The sequence below is a fragment of the Mesorhizobium sp. M5C.F.Ca.ET.164.01.1.1 genome (genome assembly GCF_004792125.1).
Classification (GTDB): Bacteria; Pseudomonadota; Alphaproteobacteria; order Rhizobiales; family Rhizobiaceae; genus Mesorhizobium; species Mesorhizobium wenxiniae.
This window is the reverse complement of the sequence record NZ_SRTG01000127.1, coordinates 1-421: the sequence shown is the minus strand read 5'-3', so window position 1 is coordinate 421 and position 421 is coordinate 1. Positions and strand designations below refer to the sequence as shown.

Below are 421 nucleotides of genomic sequence, written 5' to 3'. Positions count from 1 at the left end.
GAAAATCAGCGAGATCGATTTTATGACGGGCGAAACGCGAAACCCATGGCCAGATGGCGATATCGGCTATTGAAAAATCGCCGGCGACGAACCCGCGCTCTGCCAAGCGGTCATTCAGCATCCGGTAGAGGCGTTCGGTATCCGAGGCGAAACGTGTCTCGGCGAAGGGTGCCTTTCCTGTATTGTACGTCAGGAAATAATGGGCGTAACCGAGTGTCGGGCCGAAGTTGGCGGCCTGCCACATCAGCCACTCGGTGACTGTCAGCCGTGCCGCGGCAGAGACGGGCATGAGCCGTCCGGCTTTTTCCGCGAGATAGATCAAGATTGCGTTGGACTCTGTTAAAACTGTGCCATTGTCTTGATCGACGATTGCGGGGATTTTGGAGCCAGGGTTGATGCGAATGTACTCGGCCGAGAACTG

Annotated in this window: 1 protein-coding gene; it reads right to left on the bottom strand. The window is 56.1% G+C overall.

The features are described 5' to 3' along the window. The coding region (locus EN807_RS32760; RefSeq protein ID WP_135937949.1) for a glutathione S-transferase C-terminal domain-containing protein at positions 1–421 on the bottom strand (421 nt) is incomplete at both ends.